General features: G+C 65.9%; 17 protein-coding genes. 9 read left to right on the top strand and 8 right to left on the bottom strand.

The features are described from left to right. Positions 1-12: 12 nt before the first annotated feature. On the bottom strand, positions 13-480 hold the full coding sequence (locus ACSDHM_RS02390) for a DUF2127 domain-containing protein (protein ID WP_005415426.1): 468 nt from the start codon (positions 478-480) through the stop codon (positions 13-15). 11 nt (positions 481-491) lie between these two features. Continuing rightward, the gene (typA, locus tag ACSDHM_RS02395) at positions 492-2,339 is read right to left on the bottom strand and encodes a translational GTPase TypA (RefSeq protein ID WP_061480552.1); all 1,848 of its coding nucleotides are present in this window, start codon (positions 2,337-2,339) and stop codon (positions 492-494) included. A gap of 271 nt (positions 2,340-2,610) precedes the next feature. Between typA and ACSDHM_RS02400 the strand changes: the two genes are divergently transcribed. The 3 genes from ACSDHM_RS02400 to ACSDHM_RS02410 all read left to right on the top strand — a co-directional run bounded on the left by ACSDHM_RS02400 (position 2,611) and on the right by ACSDHM_RS02410 (position 4,944). Next, entirely contained in the window at positions 2,611-3,102 is a 492-nt protein-coding gene (locus tag ACSDHM_RS02400) for a peptidylprolyl isomerase (RefSeq protein WP_004153629.1), read from the top strand. Positions 3,103-3,220: 118 nt separating this feature from the next. Beyond that, positions 3,221-4,207, top strand: a complete 987-nt coding sequence (locus tag ACSDHM_RS02405; protein ID WP_005415428.1) for a malate dehydrogenase — start codon at positions 3,221-3,223, stop codon at positions 4,205-4,207. A 122-nt stretch (positions 4,208-4,329) separates the two neighbouring features. Then, positions 4,330-4,944 carry an RluA family pseudouridine synthase gene (locus tag ACSDHM_RS02410; RefSeq protein ID WP_088496498.1) on the top strand — a complete coding sequence of 205 codons (615 nt, stop codon included), beginning with the start codon at positions 4,330-4,332 and terminating at the stop codon, positions 4,942-4,944. A gap of 473 nt (positions 4,945-5,417) precedes the next feature. Here the strand turns inward: ACSDHM_RS02410 and ACSDHM_RS02415 are convergent. After that, positions 5,418-6,769 (bottom strand): IS3 family transposase gene (locus tag ACSDHM_RS02415; RefSeq protein ID WP_439426583.1). Its coding sequence is split into 2 segments (ribosomal slippage): positions 5,418-6,322 and positions 6,322-6,769, totalling 1,353 coding nucleotides; the frame shifts between segments, so codons are not numbered across the junction. Positions 6,770-7,016: 247 nt separating this feature from the next. Here ACSDHM_RS02415 and prpE point away from each other — a divergent pair. The 3 genes from prpE (at position 7,017) to ACSDHM_RS02430 (ending at position 10,720) form a co-directional block, all read left to right on the top strand. Then, positions 7,017-8,897, top strand: coding sequence for a propionate--CoA ligase (gene prpE / locus ACSDHM_RS02420; RefSeq protein WP_269777712.1), 1,881 nt, complete (start codon positions 7,017-7,019; stop codon positions 8,895-8,897). Positions 8,898-9,114: 217 nt separating this feature from the next. Then, a complete protein-coding gene (locus ACSDHM_RS02425) occupies positions 9,115-9,618 on the top strand; it encodes a hypothetical protein (protein WP_005415431.1) in 504 nt (167 codons plus the stop codon). Positions 9,619-9,664: 46 nt separating this feature from the next. Further along, positions 9,665-10,720, top strand: coding sequence for a suppressor of fused domain protein (locus ACSDHM_RS02430; protein ID WP_072169147.1), 1,056 nt, complete (start codon positions 9,665-9,667; stop codon positions 10,718-10,720). A 75-nt stretch (positions 10,721-10,795) separates the two neighbouring features. Here the strand turns inward: ACSDHM_RS02430 and ACSDHM_RS02435 are convergent, their stop codons facing one another. The 5 genes from ACSDHM_RS02435 to ACSDHM_RS02455 all read right to left on the bottom strand — a co-directional run bounded on the left by ACSDHM_RS02435 (position 10,796) and on the right by ACSDHM_RS02455 (position 16,259). Next, positions 10,796-11,407, bottom strand: coding sequence for a glutathione S-transferase N-terminal domain-containing protein (locus ACSDHM_RS02435; protein WP_072169148.1), 612 nt, complete (start codon positions 11,405-11,407; stop codon positions 10,796-10,798). An 84-nt stretch (positions 11,408-11,491) separates the two neighbouring features. After that, positions 11,492-11,950, bottom strand: coding sequence for a cell wall hydrolase (locus tag ACSDHM_RS02440; RefSeq protein ID WP_004154513.1), 459 nt, complete (start codon positions 11,948-11,950; stop codon positions 11,492-11,494). A gap of 297 nt (positions 11,951-12,247) precedes the next feature. After that, positions 12,248-14,278 (bottom strand): NADPH-dependent 2,4-dienoyl-CoA reductase, encoded by a 2,031-nt coding sequence (locus tag ACSDHM_RS02445; protein WP_227836572.1) that lies wholly within the window; start codon positions 14,276-14,278, stop codon positions 12,248-12,250. Between the two features lie 134 nt (positions 14,279-14,412). Further along, complete coding sequence (locus ACSDHM_RS02450; RefSeq protein WP_227836573.1) at positions 14,413-15,045, bottom strand: YczE/YyaS/YitT family protein; 633 nt, start codon at positions 15,043-15,045, stop codon at positions 14,413-14,415. Positions 15,046-15,239: 194 nt separating this feature from the next. Continuing rightward, complete coding sequence (locus ACSDHM_RS02455) at positions 15,240-16,259, bottom strand: zinc-binding alcohol dehydrogenase family protein (protein ID WP_072169151.1); 1,020 nt, start codon at positions 16,257-16,259, stop codon at positions 15,240-15,242. 357 nt (positions 16,260-16,616) lie between these two features. On the opposite strand from ACSDHM_RS02455, the gene ACSDHM_RS02460 reads away from it, so the two are divergent. The 3 genes from ACSDHM_RS02460 to ACSDHM_RS02470 all read left to right on the top strand — a co-directional run bounded on the left by ACSDHM_RS02460 (position 16,617) and on the right by ACSDHM_RS02470 (position 19,259). Further along, positions 16,617-17,708 carry an OmpA family protein gene (locus ACSDHM_RS02460; RefSeq protein WP_049416163.1) on the top strand — a complete coding sequence of 364 codons (1,092 nt, stop codon included), beginning with the start codon at positions 16,617-16,619 and terminating at the stop codon, positions 17,706-17,708. Between the two features lie 218 nt (positions 17,709-17,926). Next, positions 17,927-18,433, top strand: coding sequence for a hypothetical protein (locus tag ACSDHM_RS02465; RefSeq protein ID WP_005408235.1), 507 nt, complete (start codon positions 17,927-17,929; stop codon positions 18,431-18,433). Then, complete coding sequence (locus ACSDHM_RS02470; protein WP_430543882.1) at positions 18,405-19,259, top strand: pseudouridine synthase; 855 nt, start codon at positions 18,405-18,407, stop codon at positions 19,257-19,259. Before ACSDHM_RS02465 ends, ACSDHM_RS02470 begins: the two co-directional genes overlap by 29 nt. The last annotated feature ends 79 nt before the right edge of the window (positions 19,260-19,338 follow it).

Below are 19,338 nucleotides of genomic sequence, written 5' to 3' on the forward strand. Positions count from 1 at the left end.
TGTAGCCGGTGCTCAGCGGTGGCGCTTGCGCAGGTCGCGGGCGAGAACGTAGACCACGATCAGGTTGATCGCCAGGATCGTCCACGACGGCCAGCCGGGGTGGCGGATGATCGCGAAGATGTCGAAGGGCAGGTACAGCGAGGCAGTCAGGCAGCCCAGCCAGGAGGCCCAGGCCTTGGCCCGCCACAAGCCCCAGGCTTCGACCAGGTGCAGCAGGCCGTAGCCGATCATCCCCGCCGCGGCCAGGTGGACCGCGTCGGGGCTGATCATATGCAGCAGCGAGGGCAGGGTGCCATGGTCCGGATCCAGGCTGAAACGCCGGATCAGGACCATGATGCCGTGCCGAAGCGGCTGCGGTCCGAGCACTTCCAGCCCGGTGGCGGCCAACAGCGCCAGCATCGCCTTGCTCGCTTCGAGCAGGGCGATGACGTGCAGACCCGGATGCCGGTGTGGATCCGGGTTGTAGCCGCTCTGGTTCACGGGGTGCTGGCTCAGCCGCCGCGCGAAGCCTTCTTGCGGTCGCTCTCGGTCAGGAACTTCTTGCGCAGGCGGATCTCCTTCGGGGTGATCTCGACCAGCTCGTCGTCTTCGATGAAGTCCAGGGCCTGTTCCAGCGAGTACTTGATCGCCGGGGTCAGCTGGATCGCATCGTCCTTGCCGGAAGCGCGCATGTTGGTCAGCGGCTTGGTCTTGATCGCGTTGACGGTCAGGTCGTTGTCCTTGGAGTGGATGCCGACCAGCTGACCTTCATACACGTTGTCGCCTTCGGCAGCGAAGAGCTTGCCGCGTTCCTGCAGCGGGCCCAGCGAGTAGGCCGGCGTGACGCCCGGCGCATTGGCGATCATCACGCCGTTGATGCGCTTGGCGATGGCGCCCTGTTCCTTCGGGCCGTAGTGGTCGAACACGTGGAACAGCAGGCCCGAACCCTGGGTCAGGGTCTTGAACTCGTTCTGGAAGCCGATCAGGCCACGGGCCGGGATCTGGTACTCCAGGCGCACGCGGCCCTTGCCGTCCGATTCCATGTTCTTCAACTGGCCCTTGCGGGTGCCCAGCTTTTCCATCACGCCGCCCTGGTGGACTTCTTCGATGTCCACCACCAGCTGCTCGATCGGCTCCATCAGCTGGCCGTCGATTTCCTTGATGATCACTTCCGGGCGCGACACGGCCAGCTCGTAGCCTTCGCGGCGCATGTTCTCGATCAGCACCGACAGGTGCAGTTCGCCACGGCCCGAGACCAAGAACTTGTCGGCGTCTTCCAGCTGCTCGACCTTCAGGGCCACGTTGTGGACCTTTTCACGGTCCAGGCGGTCCTTGATCTGGCGGCTGGTCAGGAACTTGCCACCGGACAGGTCCTTGTTGCCGGCGAACGGCGAATTGTTCACCTGGAAGGTCATCGAGATGGTCGGCTCGTCGACGGTCAGCGCAGGCAGGGCTTCCGGGAAGTCCGGTGCGCAGATGGTGTCGGAGATGGTCAGCTCCTGGATGCCGGAGATGGCCACGATGTCGCCGGCCTCGGCCGAATCCTGCTCGATGCGCTCCAGGCCCATGAAGCCCAGCACCTGCAGCACCTTGCCGTTGCGCTTCTTGCCTTCACGGTCGATGACCGCGACCTGCATGTTCTTCTTCAGGGTGCCGCGCTGGATGCGGCCGATGCCGATCACGCCCACGAAGTTGTTGTAGTCCAGCTGGCTGATGCGCATCTGGAACGGGCCTTCCGGGTCCACTTCCGGCTTCGGCGCGTGCTGCATGATCGCTTCGTACAGCGGGGTCATGTCGCCGTCGCGCACGGTGTCTTCCAGGCCCGCGTAGCCGTTCAGGCCCGAGGCGTAGACGATCGGGAAGTCCAGCTGCTCGTTGGTGGCACCGAGCTTGTCGAACAGGTCGAAGACCTGGTCGATCACCCACTCCGGACGGGCGCCCGGACGGTCGACCTTGTTGACCACGACGATCGGCTTGAAGCCCATCGCGAAGGCCTTCTGGGTCACGAAGCGGGTCTGCGGCATCGGGCCGTCCATCGCATCGACCAGGATCAGCACGGTGTCGACCATCGACAGCACGCGCTCGACCTCACCGCCGAAGTCGGCGTGGCCGGGGGTGTCGACGATGTTGATCCGGTTCTTGATGCCGGTCTTCTTGTCTTCCCAGGTGATGGCGGTGTTCTTGGCCAGGATGGTGATGCCGCGTTCCTTTTCCTGGTCGTTGCTGTCCATCACGCGCTCGGCGAGGACGGTGCGCTCGGACAGGGTGCCGGACTGCTTCAGCAGCTGGTCGACCAGGGTGGTCTTGCCATGGTCGACGTGGGCGACGATGGCGATGTTGCGAAGATTTTCGATGGACATACGAAAGGGGGCCAGTCGGCGCCGGATTTGGAAAAAGAAGTCCAACATTATACGTCGAACTTGACGATTCGCGAAAAGGTGGATTTCACGCCGGCCAAACGGCCCATTCAGCTGGCTGTCCACCGCTTCGGCCGAGGTCGCCAGGACGGCCCCTCGGCTCACCTTCCCCTGGCTGAAGGCGGGGGCTCCACCGATGGTCGAAGGCACCGCCGCCACGAGGCAGGTGTAAACTAGGTGGCTAGACGCATTCCCCTTTGCACCAAGGATCTTCATGTCCCTCATCGCCACTTTCGACACCACCCAGGGCCCGATCAAGGTCGAGCTGTTCGCCGACAAGGCGCCACTGACCGTGGCCAACTTCGTGAACCTGGTCAAGCACGGCTTCTATGACGGCCTGATCTTCCATCGCGTGATCGCCGACTTCATGATCCAGGGCGGCTGCCCGCAGGGCCGTGGCACCGGCGGCCCGGGCTACAAGTTCGAAGACGAGAAGAATGGCGTGAAGCACGAGGTCGGCTCGCTGTCGATGGCCAACGCCGGCCCGAACACCAACGGCAGCCAGTTCTTCATCACCCACATCAAGACCGATTGGCTGGACGGCCGCCACACCGTCTTCGGCAAGGTCCTGGAAGGCCAGGCCATCGTCGATTCGGTCAAGCAGGGCGACGTGATCCATTCGATCACCCTGGAAGGCGACGTCGACGCCGTGCTGGCCGCCCAGGCCGAGCGCGTCGCGGAGTGGAACAAGCACCTCGCCGCCTGACCCCCTTTCGAAACGGCCACCCACGGGTGGCCGTTTCCCTGTTCCCCGCCGCCCGCCCGGCCTGCGTGGCCATGCCCGCGGCGCCCCATCAAACGCTTGCAAGCAAGAGGAAACCCCCATGAAAGCACCCGTTCGTGTTGCCGTGACCGGCGCCGCCGGCCAGATCGGTTATGCCCTGCTGTTCCGCATCGCCTCCGGCGAAATGCTGGGCAAGGACCAGCCGGTCATCCTGCAGCTGCTGGAACTGCCGGTCGACAAGGCCCAGGCCGCCCTGAAGGGCGTGATGATGGAGCTGGAAGACTGCGCGTTCCCGCTGCTGGCCGGCATGGTTGGCACCGATGACGCCGAAGTCGCGTTCAAGGACGCCGACATCGCCCTGCTGGTCGGCGCACGTCCGCGTGGCCCGGGCATGGAGCGCAAGGACCTGCTGCTGGAGAACGCCAAGATCTTCACCGCCCAGGGCGCCGCGCTGAACAAGGTCGCCAGCCGTGACGTGAAGGTGCTGGTGGTCGGCAACCCGGCCAACACCAATGCCTACATCGCGATGAAGTCGGCTCCGGACCTGAAGCCGGAGAACTTCACCGCCATGCTGCGCCTCGACCACAACCGCGCGCTGAGCCAGCTGTCGGCCAAGCTGGGCAAGCCGGTCGGTGGCATGGAGAAGCTGGTGGTGTGGGGCAACCACAGCCCGACCATGTACCCGGACTACCGTTTCGCCACCGCCGACGGCGCCTCGATCGCCGATGCGATCAACGACCAGGAGTGGAACGCCAACACGTTCATCCCGACCGTCGGCAAGCGCGGCGCGGCGATCATCGAAGCCCGTGGCTCGTCCTCGGCCGCTTCGGCCGCCAATGCCGCCATCGACCACGTGCGTGACTGGGTGCTGGGCAGCAACGGCAAGTGGGTCACCATGGGCGTGCCGTCCGACGGTTCCTACGGCATTCCGGAAGGCGTGATCTTCGGTTTCGCGGTGACCACCGAGAACGGCAAGTACACCCTGGTCAAGGATCTGCCGATCGACGACTTCAGCCAGAAGTACATCGACAAGACCCTGGCCGAGCTGGAAGAAGAGCGCGCCGGCGTCGCCCACCTGCTGGGCTGATGCAGGCGGTACCGGCTCCGGTCGGTAGGTCTTGCATCAAGGTAGGTACCGACCGCTGGTCGGTACGCAGAAAACGGGGAGGCTTCGGCTTCCCCGTTTTCATTTGGAATTCCTGGAATCGCATGATCCACCTGCACTACATCGACGACGCGCTGCTGGTGGCTGAAAAGCCCGCCGGCCTGCTGTCCGTGCCCGGCCGCAGCGCCGAGAACCAGGACTGCGTCGTCGCGCGCCTGCAGTCGCTGTACCCGGATGCGTTGACCGTGCACCGCCTGGACCAGGTGACTTCCGGGCTGCTGCTGCATGCGCGTGGCAAGGACATGCAGGCGGCGTTGTCGATGCAGTTCGAGCAGCGCCGGGTTGGCAAGCGCTATGAAGCGATCGTGGAGGGACTGCTTGAAGGCGATGCCGGCGACGTGGATCTGCCGCTGATTGTGGACTGGCCGAACCGGCCGAAGCAGACGGTCGATCACGAACGCGGCAAGCCGGCGCTGACGCGCTGGCGCGTAATGGCGCGTGATGTGGAAGCGCAGCGTACCCGCGTGGAGCTGGAACCGATCACCGGCCGCAGCCATCAGCTGCGGTTGCACATGGCCAGTATTGGCCATCCGATTGTTGGCGACGTGCTGTATGACGCGGCACCGGCGCAGCGCGTGCACCTGCATGCGCGCAGCCTGCGGTTCACGCATCCGCTGACGGGCGAGGCGCTCGCGTTCGAGTCCGCGGCTCCGTTCTAGGGGGTCGGCAGGGCTTGCAGCCCTGCACCTGCTACGAACCGGAGCAACGTCAAACATCAAAGGCGGGCTATCCGTGGGTTGGCGGGACGGTGTCGGAGTGCGGGGCCGCCGCAAGTACGTCCGTGTAGGCTTGGCAGCCGCATCCATGCGGCTGACACCCCGCACTCCGACACCGCCCCACCTTCGACAGGTTCACTCGGCTGTTGGTAACGGTGGCCGTTGTTCCGCGCAGCTGTTGGTAGGTGTCGACCTTGGTCGACACGATTTTTCTGTCAGATATCGAATGAATCATCCACGCATGGCGTGGATCTACCGTGTCGACCGAGGTCGACACCTACCAGAACAATATGCCGTTCCGACAGATCGCGGAATCTGTCGAAGGTGGGGTGGGTCCGGTGGCGGGAGTGTCCGCGGCATGGATGCCGCGGCCAAGCCCCCACGGTGAAGTGACCCCCGAGACTTGGACGGTGGGGTCAGGCGGCTGCTTGGGCCTGTTCCCGGTACTTTACCGGGCTTAGCCCCTTCAATTTCAATCTGATTCGCTCTTGGTTGTAGTACTTGATGTACTCCACCAGCCCGGCCTCCAGGCTTTCGATGCTGTCAAAGCTGTTCAGGTAGAAGAACTCCGACTTCAGCGTCCCGAAGAAGCTTTCCATTGCCGCATTGTCCAAGCAGTTGCCACGTCGGGACATGCTTTGCTTCAACGAGTGCTTTTCCAGCATGTGCCGGTAGTTCTCATGCTGGTACTGCCAGCCCTGGTCGGAGTGGATCATTGGCCGCTCATCCGGCGAAAGCTTCTTGATGGCCTCCTCCAGCATCTGACCTACCAGATCGAACACAGGCTGGCGCTTGATCTGATAAGCCACGATTTCACCGTTGTAGAGGTCCATGATCGGCGACAGGTACAGCTTCATGCCTTGCACCTTGAACTCGGTGACGTCAGTCACCCACTTCTGGTTGGGCCGCTCGGCATGGAACTGGCGATTGAGGTCATTGCCAACCACAACATTGGCGGCCCCTTTGAAGGACCGGTAGCGCTTCACGCGTACCCGTGATTTCAGGCCCATCTCCCCCATCAGGCGCTGTACCCGCTTGTGATTGGTCCGATGGCCCTGATTGGCCAGTTCCAGCGTCACCGTGCGATACCCATAGCGCCCTTGGCTTTGATCGTAGATTGCCCGGATGCGCTCGCACAGGGCTGCCTCATCCTGATCCGGATGGGCCAGGACATGGTTCTGGTAATAGAACGTACTGCGTGACAGCTCTGCCGCTTCGAGCAGAAGCGACAGCGTATGAACCTGCCTCAATCCTTGGATGGCTTGCGCTTTGCGTCCTGCGCCGCCTGCTCTTCCCGGATCAAGGCATCGAGTTTTTTTAGGTAGTCGGTCTCCGCACGCAGATAGGCGACTTCCTTGAGCAGCTCATCGCGGCTCATTTCCTCAGGTGGCTTGGACGAGCGGGTCTTTTTCATCGGCTTTCGGGGCGGCGGCGGAGGTGGTGCCAGCGCTTGGGCACCGCCTTGAGCATACAGGCGACGCCACCGACCCACCGCGCCGGCATCGCCAATTTGAAAGTAAGTGGTGGCCTCCCGCCCGGACATGCCGTCCTGGCCCATCTTCTTCAGGACAGCCAGCTTGAATGCGAGGTCATAGGACTGGGCCTGGCGGCGAAACCCGCGCCAACCATGCAGCCGATAGGTCGCCACCCAGCGCCTGACCGTGGAGAACTCCAGGCCGTAGCGACGAGCAACGGCTTTGACCGATGTGGAGGTCTTGCAGGCCTCTTTGGCGACCTGCAGTTTGAAACGCGCGTCGTATCTGTTCATGTATCCCTCGGGGTTGGATCTGATGTCCAACTCCCGGGGGTCACTTCACGGACGGGTTTACGGCGTCTCCCGCCACCGGACCCGCCCCGCCATCCCTCAGTAAGCCAGCTTCTGCTGTTGCTTCGGCTTCTGCAAGTGCAGGGCGCAGCCCTGCATGAAAAACCCACCCCCCTACCAAGGTAGGGCGGCCCGCGCGCCAGCGCCGGACTATCCTCGAACCCATGACTTTGTCTGGGAGGGCTGCGTCATGAACTACGAGGAAACCTACCGTCGCTCGATCGACGAGCCGGAGGCGTTCTGGGGCGAGGAAGCCAAGCGCATCCATTGGCACAAACCGCCGCAGCAGGTGCTCGATTACAGCAACCCGCCGTTCCGGCGCTGGTTCGTCGGTGGTGAAACCAATCTCTGCTACAACGCCGTCGACCGCCACCTGGCAACGCGCGCCGACCAGCTCGCGCTGGTTGCGATTTCCACCGAAACCAACAGCACCCGCGAGATCACCTATCGCCAGCTGTATCGCGAAGTGAACGACTTCGCCGCCGTGCTCAAGCATCTCGGCGTCGGCCACGGTGACCGCGTGGTGATCTACATGCCGAACATGGCCGAAGCCGTGTTCGCGATGCTGGCCTGCGCGCGCATCGGTGCGGTGCACTCGGTGGTGTTCGGTGGCTTCGCCGCGCACAACCTGGCGCTGCGCATCGACGATGCGAAGCCGAAGTTGCTGATCGCAGCGGATGCCGGCATGCGCGGTGGCAAGCTGATTCCGTACAAGCCGATGGTCGACGCGGCCTGCGCCGAAGCGGCGTCGCCTCCGCCACACGTGCTGATCGTCTCGCGTGGGCTGGATGCCGCCGAACCCCGCGTGCCGGGTCGCGACGTGGACTACGCCGCGCTGCGTGCACAGGTTGGTGAAGTCGATGTGCCGGTGCAGTGGCTTGAAGCGAGCGAGCCGAGCTACCTGCTGTACACCTCCGGCACCACCGGCAAGCCGAAGGGCGTGCAGCGCGATGTCGGTGGTTACGCGGTGGCGATGGCGCAGTCGATGGAGACCGTGTTCGACTGCAAGCCGGGCCAGGTGATGTTCTCCACTTCCGACGTCGGCTGGGCGGTGGGCCACTCGTACAACGTGTACGGCCCGCTGATCGGTGGCTGCACCTCGTTGCTGTACGAGGGGCTGCCGACGAATCCGGACCCGGGCATCTGGTGGGCGCTGTGCGAACAGTACAACGTGCGCACCATGTTCTCCTCACCCACCGCCATCCGCGTGCTGAAGAAGCACGACGCGGACTTCATCCATCGCCACGACCTGAGCGCCCTGAAGTACCTGTTCCTGGCCGGCGAGCCGCTGGACGAACCCACCGCGCACTGGATCAGCGAAGCGCTGGGCAAGCCGATCATCGACAACTACTGGCAGACCGAAACCGGCTGGCCGGCACTGACCCTGCTGCCGGGCCTGGAGATGAAGCCGGTGCGCTTCGGTTCACCGGGCTTCCCCAATCTCGGCTATCGGATGAAGGTGATCGACGAGAACACCGGCGAGGAAGTGGCGCCGGGGCAGAAGGGCGTGCTGGTGGTGTCGCCGCCCTTGCCGCCGGGTTGCATGAGCACGGTGTGGAACGACGACAACCGATTCCTGCAGAGCTACTTCAGCCACTTCAAGGAACTGCTGTACAGCTCGCTGGACTGGGCGATCCGCGATGACGATGGCTATACCTTCATCCTCGGCCGTACCGACGATGTGATCAACGTGGCCGGGCATCGTCTGGGTACGCGCGAGATCGAGGAGGCCATCTCCAGCCACCCGCGCGTGGCCGAGGCTGCCGTGATCGGGGTCAAGGACGAGCTGAAGGGGCAGGTGCCGCTGGTGTTCGTCACCCTCAAGCAGGGGCTTGAGGGCGAGGATCCGGCGCCGGTGGTGGCCGAGATGATGGCGACGGTGACAACTTCGCTTGGTGCGGTCGCGCGCCCGGCGCATGTGCACGTGGTCAATGCGCTGCCCAAGACCCGTTCGGGCAAGCTGCTGCGGCGCTCGTTGCAGGCGTTGGCCGAGCAGCGCGACCCGGGCGACCTGTCGACGCTGGACGACCCCAGCGCGCTGGAGGAGATCCGCCGCGCGCTGGGCCGTTGATCCGGTAGCGCCGGCCGCTGGCCGGCCCCCCCCATCAATCCCGAGGTTGCCGGCCAGCGGACGGCACTACCCGCGGCACTTGCGCTAAGCTCGGCCTGTCATCGACCTGCAACACGCGGTGCGCGCCGGGGAACGCGCGCGCCGCCCGGGGATGGCAATAAGGGGGGCGTGCCCGCACACGGCACGCTGGCATGGCGCATCAAGGGAGGGGGAGGCAATGGCATTGCTGCACGCCAAGACGGCTGCTGGCCGTCAGGAAATCGAAGACCGTGGCCGGCGCCTGCCGGCGGCACTGCGTTCAATCCTGCTGATGGTCGATGGCCATCGCGATGACACCGAACTGCGCGGCCTGTTCGATGGCCTGCGCGCACCTCCGGATGCACTGGAGCAGCTGGCCGCACAGGGACTGATCGAGGTGATCGGCGGGAGCGTAGAGGCCGCTCCGGCGCGTGGCATCAGCACCGGCCGCGAACAGGACCCGGCGCTGTACCAGCAGTTGTACGACGCGATGAGCGAGGCGGTGCGGCGCCATCTGGGGCTGAAGGGCTACTTCATGCAGTTGAAGATCGAACGCTGCACCGATGCGCTGGCGCTGGAACGCCTGTGCCCGGAACTGCTGGCGGCGGTGGGCAAGGCGCGCAGCCCGGCGCTGGCCCAGCGCTGGTGGCAGGAAACCCAGTCCGCCGTAGTAAACGCTGGCAAAGAGGTCGTGCAGGCCTGAGCCACCGCGTAAAGTGATCGGTTCACTTTCCCACAAGGAGTCCCGCGTGCAGGACGACCACGATGACACCGACACCCCCGGCTGGGACGCGATCAATGCGGCGCTGGCGCCGCTGTATGCCGGGCAGGAGCCGCGACACTACGGCACCGCGCTTCCCTACACGCTCGGCGGCCAGGATCCGCTGGATGGCATCAGCGTGTACTGGGCGGATGCGCCGGTTCCGCATTGGCACTACATCACCTACGGTTTCTCCGAGCTGTATGCCAAGGAGAGCAGTGATGCTGCCGCCAGCGGCTATGGTTTCGAGCTGACGTTCCGTCTTGCTGCCGAAGCCGCTGAGAACGCCGACAGCACGCCGCCGGTGTGGCCGATGAACCTGCTGCAGAACCTGGCGCGCTATGTGTTCGGCAGCGGCAACGTGTTCGAGGATGGCCACCATCTGAATGCGAACGGCCCGATCGCACTGGAGACCGACACGCGGTTGTGCCACTTGGCCTTCATTGCCGACCCGCAGTTGCCGGCACGCGACACCGCCAATGGCCACCTGCAGTTCCTGCAGCTGGTCGGGCTGACCGATGAGGAGATGGAGGCGGTCAAGCGCTGGTCGACACGTGGCGTGCTGCAGGCACTGCAGCCGGCAATGCCGCTGTGGGTCAGCGACCTGCATCGCGGCAACCTGCTGGAAGATCCGGCATTGGCCGAACGGGTGAGGGCCGGCAGCGAGCGCGAGGGCTCCAGCACCGGCATGCTGTTCGTCGAGACGTTGGACTGGCGGCAGGAGGCGGGCGTCACCACGCTGGTGCTCGGCGCGGGCCAGGTCGCCAGCGTGTGCGAACTGCTACCGCTGCGCCTGCGCCACGGAAAGTCGCTGGAACTGGTCGGTCGCGAGCGGCAATGGGCGTTCATTCCAGCCGGGCATGGCGACGTGGGCGAACTGTCGGCGGACAGCGCGCGCTGGGCGCTGAGCGAGGCGGGGCTGCGGGCCCTGGCCGGCGTGCGTGCCGAACGTGGCATCTACCCGTTGACGGAGGCGCTGCGCATCGACGTGGTGCCGACCTATCTGCGCGATGCCAAGGGCGAAGTGATCCGCCAGATCGGCTGATCACCCCGTTGGAGCCGAGGGGTCAGAACCGCCTGCTGCGCAGACGGATCCGACCCCGCTTGGTAGCCGGTGGCGTCAGGCCAGGCCTTCGGCCTTCAGCGCGGCCTGCACGCCGGCATCGGCGTCCATGCGTGCCTTGTAGGCGGCCAGGTTGTCCAGGCCGGACAGATCAACCTTGGTACCGGCGGCCCAGCGCAGGGTGATGTAGAAGTACGGGTCGGCGAAGCTGCGGAAGCCGGCCAGCCAGGGCTTGTCGGCCAGCTGCCTGTCAGCGGTCTCGAACAGGCTACGCAGGCGCTTGTGCGCGGCGGCGCGGATCGCGTCGTACTGGCTCTCGTCGGCGATGAACTTGCCCGGCGCGAACAGCGGCGAGAAGGCCGGGTGCACGTCGGAATTGACGAAGGCCAGCCAGCGGGTGGCTTCGGCGCGCTGGCGCGGACTGCCGTCACCGCCGAGGCCGGCCTGCGGGAAGCGGTCGGCGATGTAGCCCATGATCGCGGCGTTCTGCAGCAGCACGAAGTCGCCGTCGACCAGTGCGGGAACGGCACCGGCCGGATTGATCTTGAGGAATTCCGGACCCTTCAGGGTGTCCTTGTTCAGCAGTTCAACCTCGAACGGCTGGCCGGTCCACTGCAGGGCGATGTGGTCGGCGGTGGAACAGGCACCGGGCTTGCTGTACAGCTTCATGGGAACTCCAGGTGATGCGGGCGGGAAACGCCCACTATCCCAGAGCCCGGCGGCGGCCGGCAACGCTGCCGCCAGCACGGATCGTTACGACTGCCGCGGCTTGAGGTTCTGCACCTTGTAGAAGGTGTGATCGCCGATGGTCGCCACCTGGTAGGCGTTGCGCCAGTTCGGGCTGGCGATGGACAGCGCGGCGAAGTGGCTGGCACCGGGCACGATCTCGCGGCGTTCGCCGGCCGGCAGCGCCCAGTTGCGCTCGGCGTCGAAGGCCACGTTCATCGCTTCGCTCCACGCCGCGTCATTGCCCAGCTGGGTGCCGGGGGAGACGATGGTCGGTGCGAACTGCTTGCGCGCGGTGACCACCTGGCACATCGAGTCGCCCCACAGGCCACTGTCGAGACGGCGCAGGGCGACCTCGGCAACAGCCTGCTGGCCGCGCAGGGTCTGGTCGCGGGCTTCCAGGTAGACGGTGGTGCTCAAACACAGTGAATCAGCGGCCGGCTGAGGCAACAACTGCGACAGCCAGAGAATCCAGGCCAGTTTCATATAACTCCTTGCTCCGTATGGGCCGCACCCTCCGGTTCCGGCCGCGGGGCGACAGGAGGTGGGGGACGACTTGGCGTCATGGGGAGGCGGCCATCGGGGCCGCCCCGTGGGCAGCCCCAAAAGAAACGATCAGTACCGATCGTGGGGACTGCGCCGGCTCACCGGAAACTGGCTGGTGAGCGGAAAGACGGCGCAAGGTAGGGGGGCATAGCCGAACGCATCGTGAACCGCTCGGCTTGACATTCAGGTTCAACCGGGGTGACGGAAATCACATTCCGTCCCCCATTCAGGCGCTCATCAGAGCGCGGCGGCGACCCGGCTGCCCTGGTCGATGGCGCGTTTCGCATCGAGTTCGGCGGCCACGTCGGCACCGCCGATCAGCTGCGCGTTGATGCCGGCCGCCTGCAGTTCGGCCTGCAGCGTGCGGTTCGGTTCCTGCCCGGCGCAGATCACCACATGGTCGACCGGCAGCAGCTGTTCGCTGCCGTCCACGCGGATGCGCAGGCCCTCGTCGTCCACCCCCAGGTACTCGACGCCACCGAGCATGCGCACGCCCTTGGCCTTCAGCGTGGCGCGATGGATCCAGCCGGTGGTCTTGCCCAGCCGCGCGCCCGGCTTGCCCGGGCTGCGCTGCAGCAGCCACAAGCGTCGCGGTGACGGCTCGACCTCGGGCCGACCCAGCGAGCCGCGTGCCTCGAAGCTGGGGTCCACGCCCCATTCGGCCATCCAGCGCTGCGGATCCAGCGAGGGGGATTCACCGGCGTGGCTGAGGAATTCGCCGACATCGAAGCCGATGCCGCCGGCGCCGATGATCGCCGCATTGGCGCCCACTTCGACCCGTCCCAGCAGCACGTCCAGGTAGCTCACCACCTTGGCGTGATCGGCACCGGGGAAATCGACCTTGCGCGGGGTGATGCCGGTGGCCAGCACCACCTCGTCGAAGCCAGCCAGTTGGGAAGCGTCGACGCGGGTACCCAGGCGCAGCTGTACGCCGGTCTCCTGCAGCGCGTGGCGGAAGTAGCGCAGGGTCTCGTGGAACTCTTCCTTGCCGGGGATGCGCTTGGCCACGTTGAACTGGCCGCCGATCTCATCATTGGCATCGAACAGGGTGACCTGGTGGCCACGCTGGGCAGCGACAGTGGCGCAGGCCAGGCCGGCGGGGCCGGCACCGACCACCGCGACCTTCTTCGGCGTAGCCGTGGGACGATAGACCAGCTCGGTCTCGTGGGCGGCGCGCGGATTGACCAGGCAGCTGGCCAGCTTGTTCTCGAACACGTGGTCCAGGCAGGCCTGGTTGCAGGCGATGCAGGTGTTGATCGCCTCCGCGCGGCCGGCACGGGCCTTGTTCGGCCACTGCGGGTCGGCCAGCAGCGGGCGTGCCAGCGACACCATGTCGGCGCCGCCACCGGCCAGGATGCGTTCGGCAACGTCGGGCATGTTGATGCGGTTGGTCGCCACCAGCGGTACCTTCACATGCGGCTTGAGCTTGGCGGTGACGCCGGCAAAGGCCGCGCGCGGCACCGAGGTGGCGATGGTCGGAATGCGCGCTTCGTGCCAGCCGATGCCGGAATTGATGATCGTTGCGCCAGCCGCCTCGATCGCCTGCGCCTGCTGAACGATCTCGTCCCAGTCGCTGCCGTCGTCGACCAGATCCACCAGTGACAGGCGGTAGATGATGATGAAGTCCGGGCCGCAGGCCTCGCGGATGCGGCGCACGATCTCGACCGCGAAGCGCATGCGCTGGCGCGCGTCGCCGCCCCAGGCATCGGCGCGCTTGTTGGTGCGCGGGGCGATGAACTCGTTGATGAGGTAGCCCTCCGAGCCCATCACTTCCACGCCGTCGTAGCCGGCCTCGCGGGCCAGCTTGGCACTGCGAGCGTAGTCGGCGATATGGCGCTCTACGCCGCTGGCCGACAATGCGCGCGGGGTGAACGGGTTGATCGGTGCCTTCAGCTTCGTCGGTGCCACCGACAACGGGTGGTAGGCATAGCGGCCGGCATGCAGCAACTGCAGGCAGATCTTCGCGCCGTGCTGGTGCGCGGCGGCGGTGAGCTGGCGGTGCGGCCGCACTTCCCAGGGCCAGGACAGCTTGCCACCGAATGGCTTCAACCAACCGACCACATTGGGCGCGAAGCCGCCGGTGACGATCAGGCCGACGCCGCCCTCGGCGCGCTCGGCGAAGTAGGCCGCCAGCCGCGGGAAGTCGCGGGCGCGATCTTCCAGGCCGGTGTGCATCGAACCCATCAATACGCGATTGCGCAGCTGGGTGAAGCCCAGGTCCAGCGGGGCGAACAGGTGGGGATAGGCGCTTTCGTTGGCTGGCGACATGGTCGATACGCTTGCGTACGGAAGCGCGAAGCGTGCCGCGAAACGGCGGCCGGGGCAAGGGCCGCTTCTTTGGAAGGGGTGGCCGCTGTCTGACGGTTTGGCAGTGCCGGCCGCTGGCCGGCACTCCGGTCAACTCAGGGCGATTGCGGTTGCCGGCCAGCGGCCGGCACAACCGGAGCGGGCCGACCGATCCCGAACCAGCCCAGCGTCATTCCGCACAGCGGCCCGATCAGCAGGGCGAAGGCGAGGGTGCCGAGGCCGACATTGCCGCCCAGGCACCAGCCCAGCAGCAGTACGCTGCCTTCGATCAGGCTGCGCACCTTCCAGATCGGCCAGCCGGTACGGGCATGCAGACCGGTCATCAGGCCATCGCGTGGCCCCGGGCCAAGGCGGGCACCGATGTACAGGCCGGTGGCCAGCGCCACCAGCAGCATGCCGGCACAGAACATCGCCAGCTGCCAGCCAAGGCCGACGGCCGGCGGCAGCAGCCACAGCCCGAACTGTGCGGAGGGGCCGATCAGCATCACGTTGAGCACGGTGCCGACGCCCGGCTTCTGCCGCAGCGGCCACCACAGCAGCAGCACCAATGCACCGATGGCATTGGTTGCCAGGCCGAATGACAGTGGCGTCTGCGCAGCGATGCCCTGCGACAGCACATCCCAGGGTGCCACGCCGATGGCGGCACGGATCATCAGCGAGGCGCCGAAGCCGTACAGGAACAGGCCGGTGATCAATTGCAGCAGGCGCAAGGGCATGGCGGTGGGCATGGCGGTCCGGGGGGGGGGGATCTGTTTCCACCGTATCGCTGTTTCTGCATCATCCATAGATACAGATGCCGGCCAATCCGCCGCTACAGGTAGCGTCGATCCTGCATGCGGGCGGTTGTGCAGGGCCGAGCCCGTGCTCTGCGGGTGGCGGCAGGCACAGCAGCCGAGCGTGGGCTCGGCTCTACATCACCGCGTCAGTCGTCCCAGCCGACCAGCGCCAGCTTGCCTACCGTGCGCCCGCTGGCCAGGCGCTGATGCGCGATGTCCAGGTTGGCCGCATTGATCGTGCCCAGCGTTTCCTTGAGCGTGCCACGCAGCTGGCCGGCATCGATCATGCTGGCCGCACGGCTGAGGATGCGGTGCTGTTCGATACAGTCGGCGGTGGCGAAGCGCGAACGCGCGAACATGAATTCCCAGTGGATGCCGATGCATTTGGCCTTGTAGGGATCGCCGATGCGCAGCGCACCCCGCGGCTCGACGATCAGGCCGACGTGGCCCTGCGGTGCCAGCAGCTGGCCCAGTTCATCCCAGTAGTGGTCGGTGTCGGCCAGATTGAGCGCGACCTGCACCGCATCGATGCCCAGCGCCCGCAACTGGGGCTGCAGTGGCTGCCGATGGTCGATCACATGCGTGGCCCCCATCTGCCGGCACCACTCGATTGAGGCCTCGCGCGAGGCGGTGGCGATCACCTCGAAACCGGCATGGCGTGCCAGCTGGATCGCCATCGAGCCGACGCCGCCGGCGCCGCCGATCACCAGCAGGTGCTGGCCCACGTGGCGGCGGCCATCGAGCTGCAGCGGCATGCGCTGGAACAGCAGTTCCCAGGCTGTGAGAGTGGTCAACGGCAGCGCCGCCGCTTCAGCGAAATCGAGCGTGGTCGGCTTGCGCGCGACCAGGCGCTCATCAACCCACTGGTACTGGGCGTTGCAGCCCGGCCGGGTAACGTCACCGGCGAAGTAGACCTCGTCACCGGAGGCGAACAGGCTGGCCTCGTCACCGATGGCTTCGACCACGCCGGCTGCGTCCCAGCCGAGCACCCGGGGAACCTCAAGGGTGGCCGGATCGGTGGCGGCCCGCTGCTTGCCATCGACGGGGTTGACCGAAACCGCTTCGATCCGCACCAGCAGATCGCGACCGCGAGGAGGCAGCGGCGGCGGCAGCAGGACATCACGCAGGGCGGGCGCGTATTCACGACTCAGGGCGACGGCTTTCATCACGGCTCCGGCTGGGTTCGTGATCCCATCATAAGGTTCCTCACGTTTCCTCAGACGCGCTGAACCGTGTGATGCAGCACGTTGCGCAATATGTCGCTTCTCGCGCCTAAACCCCGTCAAACCCTTGCAGCGTGTGGGTCTTGCGGATTTTCATCATCCTGTATAGGGTTTCAACGTCGGACCGGTGGACGGTCGGGCGCAACACTTCACATGTTACGGGACTGTTAACATGGCCTTCACCCGCCTGAGCATAATGTTCGCGGCGGTGGCGTGCTGAATCGGCTGTCGAACATCGACGCACTAGTGCTGGCCCATGCCTCTACCGGTTTCATACCCCCGAAATAGGAGCTGTACTCAATGAACAAGAAGATCCTTACTGCCGCGCTGCTGGGCGGCCTGGCTTTCGCCCAGGCAGCTTCGGCGCAGGAGTTCGATGACCGCTGGTACCTGACCGGTTCGGCCGGCTTCAACTTCCAGGACAGCGACCGTCTGACCAATGACGCTCCGTTCGTGACTCTGGGCCTGGGTAAGTTCATCAGCCCGAACTGGTCGCTGGACGGTGAGCTGAACTACCAGAACCCGAACTTCGACAGCAACCAGGACCTGAACTGGTCGCAGTACGGCGTCTCGCTGGACCTGCGTCGCCACTTCATCAAGGAAGGCCGCGGCTGGAACCCGTACATCGTCGGTGGCCTGGGCTACCAGAAGTCGGAAGAAGAGTACGCTGCGCTCGACAACAACGGCCCGCGCCAGCGTAAGGACGGCAATGTTGCCGCCAAGCTGGGCGTCGGCCTGCAGACCACCTTCGAGAAGCGTGTTGCTGTCCGCGCCGAAGTGGCCTACCGCGCTGACTTCGACGACCAGAGCATCGCCGCACGTGACGAGAGCTGGTTCGGCGACGTGCTGGCTTCGGTCGGCGTCGTGATCCCGCTGGGCCCGGCTCCGGTCGCGGCTGCTCCGGCTCCGGCTCCGGTTGCCCCGAGCTGCGCCGACCTGGACGACGACGGTGACGGCGTCAACAACTGCGACGACAAGTGCCCGAACTCGCAGCCGGGTCAGACCATCGGTCCGGACGGTTGCCCGGTTCCGGTCTCCATCGACCTGAAGGGCGTGAACTTCGACTTCGACAAGTCGAACCTGCGTCCGGACGCCGTGGCGATCCTGAGCGAAGCCACCGAGATCCTGAAGCGTTACCCGGATCTGCGCGTTGAAGTTGCCGGTCACACCGACTCGAAGGGTACCGACGCTTACAACCAGAAGCTGTCGGAGCGTCGTGCTACCGCCGTGTACAACTACCTGACCAAGAACGGCGTTGACGCCGGTCGCCTGGTCGGCCCGATCGGCTACGGCGAGAGCCGTCCGATTGCTCCGAACACCAACCCGGATGGTTCGGACAACCCGGAAGGTCGCGCCAAGAACCGTCGTACCGAGCTGAACGTCCAGAACTAAGTTCTGACGCTCCGCCCGTAGGACACTGCAGGACCCGGCTTCGGCCGGGTCTTGTTGTTTCTGCGGCCGGGAAGCTCGCCTGTGACGCGGCAACACAACCGTTCGTCGGTCTTTTGTCCGTAAAACCAACAAGTTGTCGTATTCATTGAAAGTGGCGCTTGAAAGCTGACGCGGCATTGCTAAACTCGCCGCGTCACTTCCTTCCGTGGATGCCCCTCATGCTGCGCTCTGCATCGGCCGCCGTCCTGGCGCTGGCCCTGGTTCCCGCCGCCCACGCTGCGGTCGATTGCTCGGTCAACACCAGCGCCTCGCCGCTGCCGTTGCCGGCCACGACCATCGCGCCGGTGGCCGACGAGCTGTACATCCGTGGCAACCAGCTGGGCATGCCGGCCGGTGTGCTGAGCAGCAACTACGACCCGTCGCAGTCGCTGGACCAGGTGCTGCAGCGCCTGCGCATCGACGGCTGCCAGAACATCGCCAAGGCCATTCCGAGCGCACCGGCGGTGAAGCCGAACGATCCGGCGGCCTATAAGCCGCAGACCGAATTCGACAACACGCCCTGGCGCTTCGACATGAGCCAGAACGGCAAGCGCATGACCGCCGAAGAGTTCGACGCCTGGATGAAGGCGCGCGGTGTTCGCGTGGTCAAGGCGCGTCCGGCTCCGGCCGCCACTCCGGCCCCGGCCGAAGCACCGGCTGAGACCAAGCCGGTCGACAAGAAGTAAGCGCCGCGGGGGCAGAGGCTTGCGCACGCGCCGCCCACCTGCCGCCCCCGCCGCCCGCTCCCGCGCACCGCGTGGGCGTGCGACTCCGAATGTCACCAGTGGCGTGCGCCATGGCCTGGCGCGCATACTGTCCAAGGCCGGCGTGTGCTCGCGCAGCGAGGCCGCGCGCTGGATCGCCGAGGGCCGCGTGCGCGTGTCCGGCCGCATCGTTCGTGATCCCGAGTTCCCGATTGCCAGTCCGCCCCCGCCGATCGAGGTCGACGGCCAGCCGATGGGGGCGCCGCAGCGCCTGTACCTGATGCTCAACAAGCCGCGCGGGGTGGTCACCACGGCGCAGGACGAGCGTGGTCGCGACACCGTGTATCGCTGCTTCGATGGTGCCGGCCTGCCGTGGATCGCGCCGGTCGGGCGCCTGGACAAGGCCAGCGAAGGCTTGCTGTTGTTCAGCAATGATCCGCAGTGGGCGGCGCACCTGACCGATCCGGAGACCGGCCCTCAGAAGACCTATCACGTGCAGGTGGATCGTCTGCCCGATGAGGACACCCTGGCCGCGCTGCGCGCCGGTGTCGAAGACGCGGGCGAGCTCCTCGCCGCCTGTGCCGTGCGCGTACTGCGCAGTGGCGACAAGACCGCATGGCTGGAGGTGGTCCTCGACGAGGGCCGCAACCGCCATATCCGCCGCCTGTTGGCGGCCTTCGACCTGCAGGTGCTGCGCCTGGTCCGGGTCGCGATCGGTGGGCTGCTGCTCGGCGATCTCGGCAAGGGCCAGTGGCGGGTTCTGCAGGTCAGCGACCAGCAGCGGCTGGGGGCCGCTGCACCGGGCTGATCATCGCCCGTGGCCGGCAGTTGCCGGCCGCCGTTCCAGGCGTAGGGGGCGCCTGGCTGTCGACTTTCCCGAACGGAGC

Source organism: Stenotrophomonas sp. T8, assembly GCF_051853085.1.
In the GTDB taxonomy this organism is placed as follows: Bacteria; Pseudomonadota; Gammaproteobacteria; order Xanthomonadales; family Xanthomonadaceae; genus Stenotrophomonas; species Stenotrophomonas sepilia.